Annotated in this window: 17 protein-coding genes and 1 pseudogene; 7 read left to right on the top strand and 11 right to left on the bottom strand. The window is 35.8% G+C overall.

What is annotated here, in order from left to right:
* Positions 1–4 precede the first annotated feature (4 nt).
* From LB449_RS08160 to LB449_RS08140, 5 genes are all read right to left on the bottom strand, one after another.
* Positions 5–1,075: an efflux RND transporter periplasmic adaptor subunit gene (locus LB449_RS08160; RefSeq protein WP_224454603.1), complete on the bottom strand. Its 1,071-nt coding sequence runs from the start codon at positions 1,073–1,075 to the stop codon at positions 5–7.
* Positions 1,065–2,393, bottom strand: coding sequence for a TolC family protein (locus tag LB449_RS08155; protein ID WP_224454602.1), 1,329 nt, complete (start codon positions 2,391–2,393; stop codon positions 1,065–1,067). Before LB449_RS08155 ends, LB449_RS08160 begins: the two co-directional genes overlap by 11 nt.
* Positions 2,394–2,682: 289 nt before the next feature.
* A complete protein-coding gene (locus tag LB449_RS08150; protein ID WP_317196209.1) occupies positions 2,683–3,456 on the bottom strand; it encodes a superoxide dismutase in 774 nt (257 codons plus the stop codon).
* A 273-nt stretch (positions 3,457–3,729) separates the two neighbouring features.
* Entirely contained in the window at positions 3,730–6,027 is a 2,298-nt protein-coding gene (locus LB449_RS08145; RefSeq protein WP_224454601.1) for a TonB-dependent receptor domain-containing protein, read from the bottom strand.
* Between the two features lie 45 nt (positions 6,028–6,072).
* The gene (locus LB449_RS08140) at positions 6,073–6,504 is read right to left on the bottom strand and encodes a hypothetical protein (RefSeq protein WP_224454600.1); all 432 of its coding nucleotides are present in this window, start codon (positions 6,502–6,504) and stop codon (positions 6,073–6,075) included.
* A gap of 86 nt (positions 6,505–6,590) precedes the next feature.
* On the opposite strand from LB449_RS08140, the gene LB449_RS08135 reads away from it, so the two are divergent.
* The 4 genes from LB449_RS08135 to LB449_RS08120 all read left to right on the top strand — a co-directional run bounded on the left by LB449_RS08135 (position 6,591) and on the right by LB449_RS08120 (position 8,449).
* Positions 6,591–7,187: a Crp/Fnr family transcriptional regulator gene (locus LB449_RS08135; protein WP_224454599.1), complete on the top strand. Its 597-nt coding sequence runs from the start codon at positions 6,591–6,593 to the stop codon at positions 7,185–7,187.
* A gap of 87 nt (positions 7,188–7,274) precedes the next feature.
* Positions 7,275–7,559, top strand: coding sequence for a hypothetical protein (locus tag LB449_RS08130; protein ID WP_224454598.1), 285 nt, complete (start codon positions 7,275–7,277; stop codon positions 7,557–7,559).
* Positions 7,559–7,957, top strand: coding sequence for a group III truncated hemoglobin (locus LB449_RS08125; RefSeq protein WP_224454597.1), 399 nt, complete (start codon positions 7,559–7,561; stop codon positions 7,955–7,957). The genes LB449_RS08130 and LB449_RS08125 overlap by 1 nt, the downstream gene beginning before the upstream one ends.
* Positions 7,958–7,987: 30 nt before the next feature.
* Complete coding sequence (locus LB449_RS08120; protein WP_224454596.1) at positions 7,988–8,449, top strand: hemerythrin domain-containing protein; 462 nt, start codon at positions 7,988–7,990, stop codon at positions 8,447–8,449.
* Positions 8,450–8,499: 50 nt separating this feature from the next.
* On the opposite strand, the gene LB449_RS08115 is transcribed toward LB449_RS08120, so the two are convergent.
* Positions 8,500–8,841 (bottom strand): cupin domain-containing protein, encoded by a 342-nt coding sequence (locus LB449_RS08115; protein ID WP_224454595.1) that lies wholly within the window; start codon positions 8,839–8,841, stop codon positions 8,500–8,502.
* A 313-nt stretch (positions 8,842–9,154) separates the two neighbouring features.
* Here LB449_RS08115 and LB449_RS08110 point away from each other — a divergent pair, with 313 nt between their 5' ends.
* Positions 9,155–10,075, top strand: coding sequence for a DnaJ C-terminal domain-containing protein (locus tag LB449_RS08110; protein ID WP_224454594.1), 921 nt, complete (start codon positions 9,155–9,157; stop codon positions 10,073–10,075).
* A complete protein-coding gene (locus tag LB449_RS08105; RefSeq protein ID WP_224454593.1) occupies positions 10,062–10,361 on the top strand; it encodes a chaperone modulator CbpM in 300 nt (99 codons plus the stop codon). Before LB449_RS08110 ends, LB449_RS08105 begins: the two co-directional genes overlap by 14 nt.
* Positions 10,362–10,440: 79 nt before the next feature.
* Here LB449_RS08105 and LB449_RS08100 read toward each other — a convergent pair whose 3' ends face one another.
* The 5 genes and pseudogenes from LB449_RS08100 to LB449_RS08080 form a co-directional block, all read right to left on the bottom strand.
* Positions 10,441–11,682: a hypothetical protein gene (locus tag LB449_RS08100; protein ID WP_224454592.1), complete on the bottom strand. Its 1,242-nt coding sequence runs from the start codon at positions 11,680–11,682 to the stop codon at positions 10,441–10,443.
* Positions 11,683–11,695: 13 nt separating this feature from the next.
* A complete protein-coding gene (gene ric / locus LB449_RS08095; protein WP_224454591.1) occupies positions 11,696–12,415 on the bottom strand; it encodes an iron-sulfur cluster repair di-iron protein in 720 nt (239 codons plus the stop codon).
* Between the two features lie 79 nt (positions 12,416–12,494).
* A complete protein-coding gene (locus LB449_RS08090; RefSeq protein ID WP_224454590.1) occupies positions 12,495–13,277 on the bottom strand; it encodes an ABC transporter permease in 783 nt (260 codons plus the stop codon).
* On the bottom strand, positions 13,270–13,977 hold the full coding sequence (locus tag LB449_RS08085; RefSeq protein WP_224454589.1) for an ABC transporter ATP-binding protein: 708 nt from the start codon (positions 13,975–13,977) through the stop codon (positions 13,270–13,272). Before LB449_RS08085 ends, LB449_RS08090 begins: the two co-directional genes overlap by 8 nt.
* A pseudogene (locus LB449_RS08080) lies at positions 13,971–14,492 on the bottom strand (NosD domain-containing protein); the annotation flags it as partial. The gene LB449_RS08085 and the pseudogene LB449_RS08080, both read right to left, overlap by 7 nt.
* Positions 14,493–14,513: 21 nt before the next feature.
* On the opposite strand from LB449_RS08080, the gene LB449_RS14040 reads away from it, so the two are divergent.
* Positions 14,514–15,425, top strand: coding sequence for an HlyD family efflux transporter periplasmic adaptor subunit (locus tag LB449_RS14040; protein ID WP_224454588.1), 912 nt, complete (start codon positions 14,514–14,516; stop codon positions 15,423–15,425).
* The last annotated feature ends 12 nt before the right edge of the window (positions 15,426–15,437 follow it).

The raw sequence follows: 15,437 nt of genomic DNA, 5'->3' as shown, positions 1-15,437 counted from the left end.
GGATCTAGTAGTTTACGTTTATACCATTGTATAGTTTGGAGTCTGATGAGGTAATAATGCTTTCATCAGTCTGGATACCAGATAATATTTCAATATGCTTTCCGTTATTAGCTCCAACTTTTACCCACCTTAGCATTGCTTTTTGTTCTGCACTCACCACATAAAGGCCTTGCAAGCCTCCGCGTCTTATCAAAGCAGATTCAGGAACAAAAACTCCCTGGTCCAACTTATCTGTTACCAATTGTATTTCGCCTTGCTGACCTGAAAATAAATCGATATTATCGCTGTTTAAAAGTTTGGCTTTAATGATGTATTGCCCGCCAGAATTGAGTGACGACGAACTTATTTCTGAAATTTGCGCATCGATTTTTTGATGATCGTTTGAAATTTCAACCGTGGAAAGTTGTCCTTTTCTCAAAGCGGAAATTTCTCGTTCTGAAACCGAAAAGTGAAATTCGAAAGCATTGTTGACTTCCATTTGAAGAATAGGCATCTGTGGATTGGCCAAGTCACCTTCTTGCAAATGCTTGGAGGTTATAATTCCATCAAATGGTGACTTGATGTTGAAATATTTTAATTCTGATTCTATGCCTTTCAACTGACTTTCAACGGCAGCTTTCTGACTTTGTACAGATTTAAATTTCAGTTTTATGGATTCAAGTTCCTTTTCTGAAACACTATTTTTTTCTCTCAAATTTTTATAGCGTTCATAGTCTCTTTCAGTATTTTCAAGGCTTGCATTTACTTCCTCAAGTTGAGCTAAAAGCTGAGTTCGTTTTGAAGCGATGTCCTCACTATTTAATTTTACGAGTAATTGATTTTTTTCGACTTTATCTCCAACATTTACAAAAATTTGTTCCACATAGCTCGACCCTCTGGATTGAATATCAATAGATTTTGAAGACTGGATTTTCCCCTTATGGCTCAAACGCTGAGGTAAAGTAGTTGTAGGATTTTGAACTTTGACATTGACGGCTTGTGGTTCAGTTTTTTCGTTTTGTGTTTCTTCCCCACAACTGGCTAAGCTCAACGTAAGCAATGAAATAAATAATATAGGTAATAGTTTAGTTTTCATAAGTAGAGGTATTTGCTAAAAATTGAACGTATAGCTGGGCGTAATTAAATTCAAATATGGATTGATTAAAAGCGAGTCTCATAGAAGATTGTTGCTGTTCAGCCTGAAGTAAATCTGTGGTTCTTTCCAGACCTTCATCAAATCTATCTTTTCTAATCTGGTAAGCCTTTTCTGCTTGTTCCAAGGAAAGTCTATTTCTATTGAGCTTCTGTTCTGCCTCACGAAATTGTCGCCTGGCTTTTTCCAGTTCCAAATAAGATTGAGAGGTATACATGGAGGCTTCCAATTTAGATTGGTCCAAGCCTGCAGTCTCTTCTTGCAGTTTTGCGATGTTTTTGCCACCTTCAAAAATATTCCAATTAAGAGAAGCGCCTACAAAAAAGTTTCTGGAATTTGTCGTGAAAATCTCGTCAGCAAACCACTGTACATTTCCGAAAGCATTTAGCGATGGTAAAAAAGACAATTTTGAAGCTTTTTGCATTTTGGATTGGGCTTCTGCTTTCAAACTGACGGCCAGAACATCTTCTCTGGTTTCAATTTGACTATTTTCTTCCAAAGCCACCACTTTAAGTTCAAGCTTGGAATCTGGTTTTATAACCGCGTTGGAATCATTGTTCATGAGGAACAGGAGATAATCAGAAAGATTTTTGAGCTGATTGGATGCGGCGATGTATTCATTTTCAACTTCGTTTAATCTTACATCTGCATTCAATACATCTGGCATCACCAATAAACCTTCTTCATAAAAATTCTTTATACTTTCAAAATTCTGTCTGGCAATCTTTCTCGTTTGCTCAAGTACTTCAACACCTCTGTATGCCAATTGAAGTTGCATATAAAGCTTTTCTACTTCGACTAAAAGCGCTTTTTCTTCAAATGCATTCTGGTACTCTTGTGCTTCCTTTTGAGCATTTAGTGCTGAACGCTGAGCCCATTTATCCAGGTTGATAAGTGGTTGTTGAATCCTTAAGGCTGTAGTGAAGTTTGAAATAGCACTTGGATTGTTCAAATTATCGATTTGAAAATCCGGCTCTGTAAAAACACCTTGATTCAATAAAGTTCCAAAAGCCTGTACAGGATTATTGGTTCTGTAAAAACTGTGAGAAGCACTTAGTTGAGGTAAAAATGCCGCATTGGTTTGTCGATAGCGCGCTCTTATTTTTCTGAATTTACTGTCGTTAACTTGAAGCGACCTGTTGTCTTGAAGAACTTTGATCTTTAGTTCTTGCAGCGTAAATTTTATTTCTTCCTGAGCTTGCATAACCCCAAGATTGAATAGAATAGCTATGAGAGAAAATAATTTTATAAATGCATTCATTTTTCTTCTGAATTTGATTGTGCAAAATTAGAAAGTAAGATTCATACTGAATGTAACAAATGTTCAAATAAGTAAGAAGCTAAAAATATTTTTTTGCGTTTGGAATGGTAAGCTCTTCAAGAATAACTGCATAAAAACAAAGCAGTGGCAGAACTTCCCTATGGAAACGACTACCACTGCTTTTGATTTCTAGATGTTTTAGAACTAGTGAAAGACAGCACAAAAAAACCGAGTATTTAAAATCTTTTTCGTTAAGACCTTAAATTTTATCTCTCGATTTTAGTTTTCTCTATTGTGCATACCTATTCTCAACATATTCCCAATCTAAAACGCTAAAAAAAGCTTCAATATAATCGCCCCTTTTATTTTGATAGTTGAGGTAGTAGGCGTGTTCCCAGACGTCAATGCCCATTAATGGAAAGCCTTGTTTCTCTGCAAAAGACATTAACGGATTGTCCTGATTGGCTGTACCCACAATTGCCAGTTTACCATTTTCATCTTTGATTAGCCAAGCCCAGCCTGAACCAAAAACACTCCCAGCTGTTTTGGAGAACTCATCTATAAAAGCATCGTAAGAACCAAAATCAGTTTCAATGGCATCCATTAATTCACCTCCAGGCTTTAGTTTTGGTTCTGGAGAAAGACTCTCAAAAAATAGTTTATGGTTATAATATCCACCGCCGTTATTTCGAGTCGCAGAAGAATTTGGATCAACCGATTTTAAAATTTCAGTGATTGAGCTTTCTTTAAATTCCGTGTTTTCAATAGCTTTATTGAGTTTATTAGTGTAGCCTTGAAAGTGTTTACCATGATGTGTTCTCATGGTAAGTTCGTCGATATAAGGTGCTAACGCATCATAAGTGTAAGGTAAGTCTGGTAAGGTGAACGTTGCTTCAGCATCAATTGATTCAGTTTTTTTGTCTGCTTTACTTGCCCCATCAGAAGACATAACTGTTTCTTTTGCCGAATCCTCTTTTTGATCTGATTTTTGATTGCAAGACATTGTTGCAAAAGCTAAGACTATCATTAGAGTAAAAGAATAAAATGTTCTTGTTGTTGTCATAATTGTTCGATTTTTATTTAATTGTTAAGATAATGAATTTAGTTATGTTTATTAACTTTTAGATTAGCAACTTCTACGTTAGGTTTACTATTAAGCTCATTTTTACTAATCAGATTTTTTTGCGTTCGGGATGGTAGTGGATAGCCCGTAAAGGATAATAGCCTTGAAAAAAGCAGTGGCAGAGCGACCTTAAGGAAGCTACTGCCATTGCTAGAAATTTCTGGCTATTATACTGCGGACTTGCAACGGACAGCCCGTAAAACGTCCAAATAGTTAAAACGCATACTTAACAAATACTGTAAAATTCTGCCCCGGATCTGTTAAGCGTTCCAGACCACTCAAGCCAGCATCGGCTTGATTTCTGAAAGCAAAATTAAGGTGATCGTAATACTGCTGATCAAATGCATTGAGAACCGCTGCACCCAAATCCAAGCCTGGAAATAGTTCATAGCCCAAACGGAAGTCTATCAATTCGTAACCAGGAGTCGCTTGGTTTTCACCAAAGGATGTGGCTAGCTCATCTTGCCGGCTCACCAACCTTACATCTGTTGCAGCCCAAAATTTATCTTTGTTGTACTGCAAACTCAACCTGGTTCGCAATGGTGGAGTGAGCGGTAAAGACTCACTCAAATCTTCATTTCTGGCATACACATAAGCAGTCTCTGCATCCAATTGAAAATTGTCCAAAAATGCTACGCTTAAGTTAGCTTCAAACCCTGTTTTGTAAGCATCTTCAAGATTTCTAAATACCTTGGGATTTTGTGGTTCTTGTGCAGGCATAAACTTCCTGGTTTTGGTAGAGTCTATGATGGCCACGATGTAATTTTCAAAATGAGAAAAATACACGGAGGCGCCCCAGTCTAACCTATTGATGGCACCATCTAATATCTTCTTGCCCGTATAAGCGACTTCAAATTGATTATTGACTTCAGCATCCAGATTGGGATTACCAATGTATTCAAATGAATCCTGACCTACCTGAAAATGATTGATGAACCGTTCGATCATGTTGGCAGATCGTACCCCACGGCCAAAGGCAAATTCCAATTGATTATTTGGATCCAGCAGTTTCTTAAGCGATGCGGTAGCACTAAAATTATGCTCAGTTCTGTTTCCTAATCCAGGGTAGTAAGCCTGAAAATCTGCTTCAGGATCTTGAATATCGGAGTTGACCAAATCATAGCGAACACCAGCATTGAGTACTGTTGAGGAATTGAGTCTATACCGTGATTCTGCAAAGAAACCATAATTGTTTATAAATGAATCTTGCCAGATCTTATCTGTAAATGCCAGCGGCGGATCTAGCGGCATGCCCATCATGTTTTGTTTGACCAGCCGGTTTCTTTGCCCATCTCTACTAATTAAAAGGGCATCTGTCCCGGTAAAGAGCGTCCAGAACTCATCGAGTTTCCACTCCAGTTCAAATCGACCTCCAGCTGTGGTGGCCTCTACAGGAGCTACTGCCTCTGCAACTGCAAAATTGCTTCTTCTGCTATTGCTCATCAGATGATCTACGTAAGAATAATAAGCTTTGGCTTTTATGTTTTGAAGTGTCTTTCCTGGTCTCTTTTTGAAATAATCCAGAGATAACATAGAAGAATCATCAAAGTCTGAATCCATTGGTAAGGACGCGTGAAGCACATCTCTGCCAAAAGATTGCCTCCAATGCAATTGTAATCGCTCTAGGCTAGTGAAATTATAACCCATGCGGAGGCTATAATCGATACTTCTAAAGGAGGATGGGATTTCACGTCCAGCTCCATCATCATAATTTCCAAAATCTCTGTAGCCATACATGCCCACCACATCAAATTTCTCTTCTGCATATTGCAGTCGAACCATGTTGACCAACGAGTTTCCGTTGGTTTCATAACCTGTGGACGCACTCCCTGATAACCCATAATTACCTACTTCTGGTCGCTTGGACACCATATTGATAAGACCGCCAAACGTGGCACCATAGCGCATAGTGTAAGGGCCCCGAACCACTTCAATTTTTGAAATATCTTCAGGCATGACGTGCGTGGTAATGGGATCCATCCGGTTAGGGCAGGCATGCATCACTTTAGTTCCGCCGTCATACTGAATATTGAGTTGCTCATATTGTGCAGCTCTAAAGGAGGGGTCGATGGCGTAATTTCCTCTTTTGATGAGACCAAACCCATTAATATCCCTGAATAAGTCAGCTACGTTTTTAGGTTGCGTCACACGTTCAGTCAAGTCTGGAGTAATAGTGTTCATAACCGGGTCTTGAAAAATTCGTCCAGTTACCAATACCTCTCCCAGCTTAGTTTCTAAAGCTTCTAGGGTTATGATTGCTGGAGTAGTCGTTTCAATCTTTAGTAATAAAGGGCTATACCCTATGTGACTTATAAGGTAGACTTCCCCTAAGTCTAACTTCAATAAGTTATTTTCGGTAAGGCGATAGTCTTTTTTGTTATTTTGATTGATGGCGTATACGCCAGTAAGAGTTTCTTGGGTTTGTGCGTCTTTTACTTCTATAGATTTAGTTTGCGCTAAAAGCGTCATAAAACTAAACGTATAGAGTACTGCGCTTAAAATAAATTTCATGTTTAAGCAGTTCTAGTTTAACAAATGTGTTTTAAAATACTGGTGTTAAACAGAAAGGGCGGGAGGTTTGAAACTGCTTTCTAAGTAGAAAGGATTGTAGTGTGATATGTAAAAAAAAGAATGTTGACTCGTAAATGTAGGTTCCTGCAATTCAAGAGCTATATCATAAATAGAGGTTGTGAAAACCAGCTCGGTTTCCAGAAAAATAGAAGTGTTTTTTGGAGCATCCTTATCTTTTTTATCAAGCATATCGCTTAGAAAACATTTACCGTCGCACTCCAGCTCAGGCTGATCTGTATTTTCACAGTAATTTTCTATAAAATTTTCGGTAAATACCATATAGTAAGATAGCCAAAAGGCCGACTTAATGGTGAATAAAAGCACAGTGAGGCTTAAGAATAAAGCAATATGTAACTTCCAGTTTTGCACAACGCAAAAATAAGTAGAACCTTTATTTTGTTGTGTGATTTTAATCACATTCCCAAATATAATTTTAAAAAATTCTGTTTGTGAGACATTTAATTTTTTTAAAATCCACATCTTTAAGCTTATAAAATAGTTTCATGATAGATCCCAAATTATTGATTCAATTTAATGCAGAAATTCTCGAAATTGAAAGAGGCAACGTTATTTTCGAATACGGAAGTAAAGCTCAGTATTATTATCAAATCAAAACGGGTGAAGTAAAGATGAATAACTTTAATAGGGATGGTAAAGAGTTTATTCAAGGGATTTTTTATTCAGATCAAAGCTTTGGTGAACCGCCCTTATTTGCAGACGTAAACTATCCAGCAGGAGCAGAAACTATTACAGATGTAGAGGTTTTTCGGTTGCCTAAAGATGTTTTTTTTGATTTGTTAAATAAACACCCTGAAGCACATTTTAATATTTCTGAAGTACTGGCCTCGCGACTTTACTACAAAGCAATTATGGCTTCAGAAATTTCATCTCAGGATCCTGAACATCGCATCATCAGGTTGCTGGACTATACCAAAAAGCATATTCAAAAGATGGAGACTCATGAGATTCTGGAAGTGGATCTCACGCGTCAACAGATTGCAGATCTTACTGGTTTACGCGTAGAAACGGTAATAAGAGCTTGTAAAGCTTTGGAGAAAAAAGGTGACATTGAAATAAAAAAACGTAAGATTTTTAGGTAAGACGAATTCCAATAGTTTTCAATTGATTCAAATCATAAACAGTGGTGAGACATACTTGTAGTTTTGAGTAATTTAAAACTACAAATTATGAATCTAATTAAGAGTTTATCAGATGATTTTGAAAAGTATTACATGGCTAATTCTGTATTGGGGATTATTGCTTCTAGTTGCTTGGGTTCTATTGCTGCAATGATGATTCTAGCTGATGGAAATACAGTATTTCATGTTGTTCACCTAGGCTGGATTGTAATTATCTGCATGGTTTATAATGCAGCTGTTTTAGTTGGTTTTAAACCAAAGATGGCCTTTCTGCTTCAGGTGATTAGCGTTTTATCAAGTGTATTTACAATTGCTTATTATACCTTTTTCTAATGAGTCACGACTTAAAAACAAGAGAAGATGTCTCCAAATTAGTGCATCATTTTTACGAAAAAATTCGTCAGAATAAAGACATAGGACATTTTTTTAATGAAATGATTTTAGATTGGGATGAACATCTTGAAAAATTAACTGATTTCTGGGAGACGAATTTGTTTTTTAAACGAAATTATAAAGGGAATCCCAAATTGGCACATCAAAATGTTGACAAACACTTTAATGAAAGTATTGAACAAAAGCATTTTGGTATCTGGTTAAATCTATGGTTTGCCACTATAGACGAGCATTTCGAGGGCGATCTGGCTAACCGTGCGAAAAATAACGCCAGAAATATGGCTTCACACCTATTTATGACCATGTACATGGATAGAAAGAAAGATGCTTCAGATTAGCATCTCACTTATTTTTAGTTATTTTGGAACATGAATAATTCACCAATTAAACGTCATGATGCCTTAAAAAACTTGAGTAGAGAACATCATGACGGGCTTATTTTTGCCTTGCGTTTACAAAAGGGAGTGGCGAAAAAAGCTAATCTAAAAAGCATGGAAGCTTATGCTACCTGGTTTTGGAAACATCATTTGATTCCGCATTTTGAAATGGAAGAAAAGTATTTATTCCCAAAGTTTGGTAATGAGCAGCTTCTCGTTCAAAAAGTAAAACAACAACACCGGGAATTGAAATCTTTATTTGAAGTAGAATCTAAATCTTATGAGGATATCAAAGCTATTTATGAGTTACTTCAAAAGCATATCCGTTTGGAAGAGCGGGAGTTGTTTAATTTGATTCAAGAGCAAATGAATGAAAAACAGCTCGCAGAATTTCAAGACATTCACGATTCACAAAAAGCATGTGAAGTTTGGCCTGACAAGTTTTGGAAGTGATTGTTTTTTGAAGACCTAAAGGACTTCATAAGCTTTTATGGCTTATACTCTTATTGATTGACAACATCCTGAACCCGTTCAGATTTATCCTGCTTGGTTAACGTTAGTCGAACAATGGTGTTTTTTTTGGCTAACAAGTCGTGAGGCACATTAGCTTCCAAGGCGATGAGGTCTCCTTTTGTCATATTCTTAATCTCTCCACTAACGCCGAAATCTATTTCGCCATCATGAATTTCTATAACAATAGGAAAAGATGTTTTGTGTTCTTTCATCGTTGTGCCTTGGTGCAAGGCAATTCTGATTTCCTTAGTAAAATCGGTTTCGAATAGAATAGTGATAAGTGGCTTATCCTTATTGAATTTTAGGTTTTGAGTCAAAGAGGCATTTTTCATAATTATCTTTATCAGAATAATTCAAAGTTAAGCAAACTTGTCCTTTTCATATATGACTAAGGTCATGTCATAAATACTGGACTAGAATCAAAAATTTTAATTTTCAAAACTAAAAATTCCATAATAAGCCTGGTAGACTTAGTTCAATCTGTTCAGGAATCAGATAACATTTAAAGTCAAACTTAATCCAATTTAAACTTTAGCATATCTTAATCACCTTCGAGTTTTAAAGTGTATATATATATATCAGATTTTTTCATAAAAAGTCTATACCTTAGTAAAGGTAATTAATGGTTAAGCTCAACTATAAACTATGGAATTTGTTGATTATTACAATACTTTAGGTCTTAATAAAAAGACAAATCAAAAGGAGATAAAAGCTGCATACCGCAAGCTGGCGCGAAAATACCATCCAGACTTAAACCCTAACAATCCAGAAGCGGAAAACAAGTTCAAACAGGTCAGCGAGGCTCACGAAGTGCTCAGTGATCCTGAGAAAAGGAAAAAGTACGATGAGTTTGGTAAGGATTGGAAACACGCCGATGAATTTAAAGAAGCTCAGCGGCAGCAAAGACAGCAACAGCAAGCTTATCAAAATGCTGGAGGATATTCAAATCAGCAAGAATTTTCAGGAGATTTTTCAGACTTTTTTGAATCGATGTTTGGTGATCAGGGTAAAAGTAGTCAAGGAAGAACTAGACAAACCAAGTTTAGAGGTCAGGATCTGAATGCTCAACTAGAACTCAACCTAAAGGATGTTTATACCACTCAAAAGCAGACCCTAACCGTCAATAGCAAAAAAATCCGCCTGACTTTCCCTGCAGGGATTGAAGATGGTCAGGTTATAAAAATCAACGGGCATGGTGCTCCCGGAATCAATGGCGGTCCAAATGGAGATTTATACATAACCGTTTCAATTAATAGCAATACAGACTTTAAACGAGATGGAAAGCATTTGTATACCACAACAGATGTAGATCTTTACACTGCCCTATTGGGTGGAGAAGTTTTGATAGATACTTTTGATGGTAAAGTCAAACTTAAAATTGCACCAGAAACCCAATCTGGTACCAAAGTCAAATTGAAAGGGAAAGGCTTTCCTGTCTATAAAAAAGAGAATGAGTTTGGTGATTTGTTTGTAACCTACAATGTGAAATTACCAACCAATCTTTCAGATAAAGAAAAGCAATTGATTATCGAATTACAAAATATCAGATCTCATGGAAACAAATAAGTTAGTACTTGTCGAACACTTCTGCTCGAACTGCGACATCAACTTTTCTTTTATTAATGCTTTAAATGAATACGGTGTTATTGAAATTATTGTTGTGGATGATAAAAAGTACATTTTAAATGAACAATTGAAAACGCTTGAGCGAGCTATTCAGTTTCATTATGACCTCAATATCAATATTGAAGGTATTGACGTGATCCATAATTTATTACATCAAATTGATGATTTACAGGAAGAATTAAGGATGACTAAAAGCAAGTTGAAAGTATTTAAAGTGGATGAGTGATAAGCGAGATCAAAATGACAATTGAAGAGAAGTCCATTTTTAAAAATTAAAGATTCACGTTTAACTGTAAACGTTTAGCTTAATTTTTTTTAATCATCTGATTTTGATTCTTCCTTATCAAAAAACTTTGAATCAAAATTATAATGATAGCGACACTAAATATAAATGAAGCCATTGCTAAATAAATATTCAAATTTGACAAATAACTCCACCTGTAAATGACCATACCAGCCCGGTAGAAAATTAGAAATTCAGTTGCTATAAAAGCAATAAGATAAAGGCTTAAGCTGAAATTTGAAAGCTTGATCCATTTCAAATGAGAAGCTAAAAACAATAAAAACAAACTGACAACCCCTAAGAAAAACCAATGTAAATAACCAATAACCACATCTAAGTTAGCAGTGGCCATTTCAGCAAAAAAAGAAATTCCGCTTAAAGTTTGCATGATCAACTTTAAGATGAAACCGGATATGAGGAATTTCAGAATAAATTTAGATTGTTTAGCCAATGAACTATAAAAAGCCTTAAACGGATTTTGAATCGATTTCCATAAGTAAAATAAGCCAATCCATAAAAACAGACTTCCTAAATTACCTAGCAGATAGACCGACCAGTGTGAGGTTGCCCAAAGTGTGGACAAAAAGAAGGTGCTGATAATTCCTATATGGAATAGGTAAACAAATTTAGAAAAGGATTTGGTTTCAATTTTGAATTTATACTTCTCCAAAATGAATACCAAGATCCCTATCATAGCCAGTACAAACCAAGCGTTGTACTGAAAATGCAGATAAAAATAAATAGCCAATTTATACCATACTGAGGTTTTACCTAAAGTGGTCATGATAGCTCCAAGAGCCCACGGCCCAACCGATGATAGCACCATGTAAAACAAAGCATGTTTTATGAGAAGGTATGATTTTCTAGATTTGAATTTTGAGGGCGTATGCCTTATGATAAATCCGAAGTATATATAGCTTACAATTAGAAATAAGGTGGAGAATAGTATAGAAACTAAAGTATAACCCTGAATAGGAAAAGCGATAAGCATCCCGATTAAACAGGCTTGTGCGGCCCAGAATATCTTGATGTAGTATTGCCTAATTTTTGTTTTTTTAATAAAAAAATGGACAATAAAGCTACTCAAACCTAAGTAGACCCAACCTAATAACGCAATATGAGAGTGCGCATGCACCACATATTTGTAGTTGCTTATGATATCAAAGCTGAACGCTGTAGATTCTAGTCTCAAAAAAAACCCTAAAACAGCTGTTATAAGAAAATAGTAAAGACTATTTATAAAGTGCTGTTTTAGGGTCATCATCAATCAAAACAAACTATGAAAGGACTTCCTTTTCCAAAGCTAAAGCCTTTGGGAAAAGGATATTATTTTCTAAATGAATATGTAAATGTAAATCATTTTCAAATTCTTCTAGTTTATGAAACATAGCTCGATATGTATTACAGGCATGTTCTGGTAGGGTATAGTTATGAGTTAAAGAAGCAATTTCCTTAAATAGATCTCCTGCGGCTTCATGTTCGTCTTCCATCATCGCAATAGGGTTTTCTACCGTTCCAAAATGAGGTCGCTCTACTTTCTTAGCATCTTTAAATGCGCGTTCCATTTTAGCAATAAAAGGAAATAATATCAGCTCTTCTTTTTTCAAATGTGGAGTTAACTCATTAGCGACTTCAACAAATAAATCTCTCACTTGGATCAATTCTGGATTGGTGCTGCCGTGAACTTTTGCTACTTTATTGGTATATTGAATCAGTATCGGGATAGTTTCTTCTACATAGCTGTGATGAACATTTTCAATATGTTGAGCCAGAAAATGCAAGTCCCACTTTTTATAATCATAGGTTCTGCCTTTGTTTTCCAGATTCTGAAGATCTTCTAGTAAATCATCTAATTGAACTTGATTTTTTTCGCAGGCTTTATCAACGCTGATACCTCCTCCGCAACAAAAATCAATACCGTGTTTTTTAAAAACATGAGCTGTATTTATATTTTCACTGACCAGCTCAGCAACTGTTTTATCTTTTATTAAGGACATAATGCTTAGGATTTAAATTATAACTTAAAATTACGACTAGATCAGGCCTTAGTTTATGACTTGAATCAAGTTCAGGATATTAAAAATCTTTTTTATTGGCTATACAAAGCATTCGCCATAAAGGTAAAACTACCCACACTGCTAATACCCCTAAGGACACTAGGCTTCCTGTTAAAGTGCCGAAAAAGTCTTTAAAAATAGCTCCTGTATAACCCAGTAGTGCGGAGATATCAAGTTTCAATAAAATTAGAATTCGTGATAAATCGATAGGATTAAACAGCGTAGCGATGAGGGTAAATTGGTCTAAAGGATATTCCTGAAAATAAATGAGGGCAATCAAAAAAGTACCGTCATAAATGACTGCCAAAAACAACCATAATAAAATGGCATATCCAAATCCTTTAATTTTATTGGTATTGGACAAGGCAATATTGAAAGCCAAAGCACTAAATATGAAGCTTAAAAAAACAGCGACTACAATCAGAATTAAAAAATCGAAAATAACATTGGATTCGAATAAACCATACAACGCAAAGGGAATGCCCAGGCCTAATAACACACTTAAGGATAGGGAAGTAGCCACACCTAAAAACTGCCCCAAAAATATTGACCGCCTTTTAATGGGTTGTGCTAAAAGCAGTTCTGTAAATTCCTGTGAATCATAGTAATACATTACCCCGAAAATAGTTCCGATGAGTGGTACTAAAACGATCACAACATTGAGCAGGGTGATAATGGTGTTTGATAGGTCGTTGTTCAAAAATAACAACACCGAACTCAAAAGCAGATAGAATAAGAAATAGACATAGCTCCAACGGCTTCTTACCAAATCAAAAAAACTGTATTTTAATATTTTAAGCATGATTGTGTTTTAATAAGTTAGCAATGGCGTATTCAAAATCGGTTTCTCCTGTGTTTGATTTTAAATCGTCTATACTTCCGTCAAAATAGACTTTACCATCTAAAATAAAACTGATATGGTCTGAGATTTCTTCTACAAAGCTCATGATGTGAGAAGTTATCAGGATTGTTTTTCCATTGTCCTGTTCTTTTTTGAGCAGGTCTTTTAATTTAATCAGGGATAGAGGATCCAGGCCTGAAGTGGGTTCATCCAAAATAACAAATGGACTGTCAAACATAAGACTAAGTACCAAGTTTACTTTTTGCTTGTAACCACCAGATAGATGACTCAGTTTGGTGTTGAGGTAGGGTTCAAGTTCAAAATAGTCAATCAATTCTGTATCACGTGTTTTTTGATGTCGCAAATCTTTGATCATTGCTATGATTTCTTTCACCTTTATGTTTCCAGGGAAGTTGGCGATTTGTGGTAAATAATCAATATTTTTTCTGTAGGACCAATTGTTTCTGGTATTGGATTCACCCACTAAAATATCGCCTTTACTTGAATGACACATTCCGAGTAATATTTTGATTAAGGTGGTTTTTCCAGAGCCATTAGGACCTAAAATAGCGGTAGTTTTACCTTTTTGAATCTTTAAATTGATGCCTGTGAGCACCTCATTTTTACCAAAATTTTTATGAATATCTTTAAATTCTACCATTGTACTTCGCGCATTAAAGGTTGTTGATCGGTGAGATTTTTTGGAGTGAAAACTGGAGTCACTTTCTCAGAAAAGTTGATGATATCTATAAATAAACTTCTTAATAAAATGATACTTTCAGGCGTTTCATTTACCAGGTAACTAAATAGCTTCACAGGGCGATAAGGCACATCTCCATATCCATCTTTGTCCAAATCATAACCTGTATAATCACTCCAATAATTCTTATCAAAGCTATTATCATTTAAGCCACCAGAATAACTCAAATCGAAGTTATTATAGAGGAAATTATTTCTTGAAAAATTATTCTGATAGCTACCACCTACGAATTTTACAGCGTAACCATTATTTATGAAGTCATTTTCACGATATGTTATTCTCGTAGAACCATCTGCTGTGATTCCTGTGGTGTTGTTCTCAAAAGCATTGTGGTAGATTTCGCCGTCACTGATTTCCTTTAGTAACAACCCATAAGAAGCGGTTCCCCAATTTTTTTTAAACACATTATTGTTCAAAAAACACATTCAGCTCAATTCGTGACAGAAAAAGGCAAACAACGAAAGTTTGACGCTATAGAATGTATGGTGAATTATATAAAAGAAGAGCCACAAAATTTTGAAAATGCTAAGTTGCTTGTCGCTAATTATAATCAACCTGGCGAAATGATTTCAGCTGAAAATTCGGCTTACTTAATCAGTGAAAATTTACCAAGTCCAATGGGTGCGAATTTAACGGCTTTCGCTTCTACAGCTGAGGCTAAAGAAGCACAAGAAAAATTAGAAGGTCAAGTATACCAATGGAATGAACTTAAAGAAGTCATACAAGCCAATTCTAGCAGCGTGTTGGCAGAAATCAGTGTGCTTTCTGCGAGGTTAGAAACCGCTAAAATAAATCGAAATCGCATCAAACAGATGTTAGGTGAAAATGCCGCAACTCAACAGCAATTAGATAATATCCAAGGAGAAATCAATGCTTTAAATCAGCAAATAAATAGTGTGAAGTCCAAAAACACCTCAGTGCTTACCGAGCTTCAGCTCATTGAAATTCAATTGAAAGAATTGGAGGATTTACTTCAAAAAAGTATGATAAAAAGCCCTATTAATGGTCGAGTGCTCAACACCTACGCAGAGGCTTCCGAAGTGGCGCAATACGGCAAGCCGCTATTTGAAATTGCTGATTTATCAAGATTAGAAATCAGAGCATACATCTCAGAACTCCAGTTGACCGATTTCAGTTTGGGAAATAAGGTAGAAGTGAAAGTAGACTCACAAAATGGGATGATTTCTTATGAAGGGGTTATCACCTGGATTTCTGATGAAGCTGAATTCACGCCTAAGATTATCCAAACCAAGGAGGAGCGAGTGGCTTTAGTTTATGCCATTAAAGTTGAAGTTGAAAACGATGGTAAACTGAAAATAGGCATGCCGGCTGAAGTTTGGCTGAAGTAAATTATCTTAAAA

Source organism: Psychroflexus lacisalsi (assembly GCF_020164495.1).
Classification (GTDB): domain Bacteria; phylum Bacteroidota; class Bacteroidia; order Flavobacteriales; family Flavobacteriaceae; genus Psychroflexus; species Psychroflexus lacisalsi.
Note: the sequence above shows the minus strand (reverse complement) of the source record. Positions and strands in the feature narration are given on the sequence as shown.

What these genes read in the sequence shown, in the direction of transcription:
- LB449_RS08145 (WP_224454601.1), bottom strand. Translation starts at nt 6,027, where the DNA reads ATGAAATTTATTTTAAGCGCAGTACTCTATACGTTTAGTTTTATGACG.
- LB449_RS08085 (WP_224454589.1), bottom strand. Translation starts at nt 13,977, where the DNA reads ATGGTAGAATTTAAAGATATTCATAAAAATTTTGGTAAAAATGAGGTG.
- LB449_RS08090 (WP_224454590.1), bottom strand. Translation starts at nt 13,277, where the DNA reads ATGCTTAAAATATTAAAATACAGTTTTTTTGATTTGGTAAGAAGCCGT.
- LB449_RS08125 (WP_224454597.1), top strand. Translation starts at nt 7,559, where the DNA reads ATGAGTCACGACTTAAAAACAAGAGAAGATGTCTCCAAATTAGTGCAT.
- LB449_RS08110 (WP_224454594.1), top strand. Translation starts at nt 9,155, where the DNA reads ATGGAATTTGTTGATTATTACAATACTTTAGGTCTTAATAAAAAGACA.
- LB449_RS08100 (WP_224454592.1), bottom strand. Translation starts at nt 11,682, where the DNA reads ATGATGACCCTAAAACAGCACTTTATAAATAGTCTTTACTATTTTCTT.
- LB449_RS08115 (WP_224454595.1), bottom strand. Translation starts at nt 8,841, where the DNA reads ATGAAAAATGCCTCTTTGACTCAAAACCTAAAATTCAATAAGGATAAG.
- LB449_RS08150 (WP_317196209.1), bottom strand. Translation starts at nt 3,456, where the DNA reads ATGACAACAACAAGAACATTTTATTCTTTTACTCTAATGATAGTCTTA.
- LB449_RS08160 (WP_224454603.1), bottom strand. Translation starts at nt 1,075, where the DNA reads ATGAAAACTAAACTATTACCTATATTATTTATTTCATTGCTTACGTTG.
- ric (WP_224454591.1), bottom strand. Translation starts at nt 12,415, where the DNA reads ATGTCCTTAATAAAAGATAAAACAGTTGCTGAGCTGGTCAGTGAAAAT.
- LB449_RS08135 (WP_224454599.1), top strand. Translation starts at nt 6,591, where the DNA reads ATGATAGATCCCAAATTATTGATTCAATTTAATGCAGAAATTCTCGAA.
- LB449_RS08155 (WP_224454602.1), bottom strand. Translation starts at nt 2,393, where the DNA reads ATGAATGCATTTATAAAATTATTTTCTCTCATAGCTATTCTATTCAAT.
- LB449_RS08120 (WP_224454596.1), top strand. Translation starts at nt 7,988, where the DNA reads ATGAATAATTCACCAATTAAACGTCATGATGCCTTAAAAAACTTGAGT.
- LB449_RS08105 (WP_224454593.1), top strand. Translation starts at nt 10,062, where the DNA reads ATGGAAACAAATAAGTTAGTACTTGTCGAACACTTCTGCTCGAACTGC.
- LB449_RS08130 (WP_224454598.1), top strand. Translation starts at nt 7,275, where the DNA reads ATGAATCTAATTAAGAGTTTATCAGATGATTTTGAAAAGTATTACATG.